We start from the raw sequence: 1,237 nt of genomic DNA on the forward strand, positions 1-1,237 counted from the left end.
GTAGTGGTCAACAATTCCCGGACACAGAATTGAGTTTTTCCTCCGCTACAGCCGGCGGCACGAAGCCATTGTGCTGATGGGGTCTGACCCAGTTGTACCGCATGAAGTAACGGCCGATATCCTGCTCGGCCGTTGCCTTCGTCATATAGCCCACCGCCGGCACCCACTCGGTTTTCAAGCTACGAAACAGTCGCTCCATCGGTGCGTTGTCATGGCAATTTCCTCGTCGGCTCATGCTCTGTGTCATGCGATAGCGCCAAAGTCGCTGGCGAAAACGACGGCTGGCATATTGGCTACCCTGGTCGCTGTGAAACAGAAGTCCGCTCGGTCTGCCGCGCACCTCGTAGGCTTTGTCGAGCGCCTTGATAACCAAGTCGGCGTCTGGTCTTTCTGACATAGCCCAGCCCACTACCCGACGGCCATACAAGTCCAGCACGGCAGCCAAGTAATGCCATCGACCCTGCGCCCAGATGTACGTGATATCGCCACACCAAACTGTATTCGGCGCTGCAACAGTGAATTGGCGCTCAAGGTGGTTGGGAATGTCGGGGCGTTCAACAGTAGCGCTCTTGTACGCATGAGAACCAGGCTGCTTACTAATCAAACCCTGCTCCTTCATCAGGCCTCTGACCTTGAAGCGGCCCACTTTGACGCCCTCATCCCTGAGCATGGCAACGATACTGCGGCTGCCAGCTGAACTACGACTTTGGCTGAAAAGCTCGTTGATGCGGCTGCGTAAACCCACCCGCCGAACATCAATGCGGCGGCGCCGAACCATATGGGCGTAGTAACAGGAACGGGGCAGTTCAAACACTGAACACAGCAGTTGAACGGGATAGCGTGCTGCTAACTGCCGAATCGACTTCAACGTCTGCGCCCGTGCTCCTCGGCCATCAAGAGCGCAGTGGCCTCCTTTAATATTTTCTTCTCAAGCTCCAGCCGGTTGATGCGGGCTTGAAGCTCCTGAATGGTTTGCTGCTCAGGTGTAAGTGCTTTGGCAGTGGGTGTGATGCCACCGCGCTCCAGCTGCAACTGGTTGACCCAGCGTCGCAGTGCGGTCTCACCTACATCAAGGGATTTGGCTGCCTCGGGACAGCTGTAACCCTGGTCGAGCACCAAGCTGGCTGCCTCGCGCTTGAATTGGGGAGTGAAAGCACGTCGTTGCCTGCTCATCGAACACCTCTGAATGGCGAACATTCTCGCCCTAAATGGGTGTCCGGGATAAGTAGACCACTAC

1 protein-coding gene is annotated in these 1,237 nt (G+C 56.5%); it reads right to left on the reverse strand.

What is annotated here, in order from left to right:
- Window positions 1-7 precede the first annotated feature (7 nt).
- A protein-coding gene (locus NA619_RS24970) for an IS3 family transposase (protein WP_255964442.1) occupies window positions 8-1,173 on the reverse strand; the annotation gives its coding sequence in 2 pieces (ribosomal slippage) (window positions 8-912 and window positions 912-1,173; 1,167 coding nt in all).
- Window positions 1,174-1,237 lie beyond the last annotated feature (64 nt).

It is taken from the genome of Stutzerimonas stutzeri (genome assembly GCF_024448895.1).
GTDB lineage: Bacteria > Pseudomonadota > Gammaproteobacteria > Pseudomonadales > Pseudomonadaceae > Stutzerimonas > Stutzerimonas stutzeri_Q.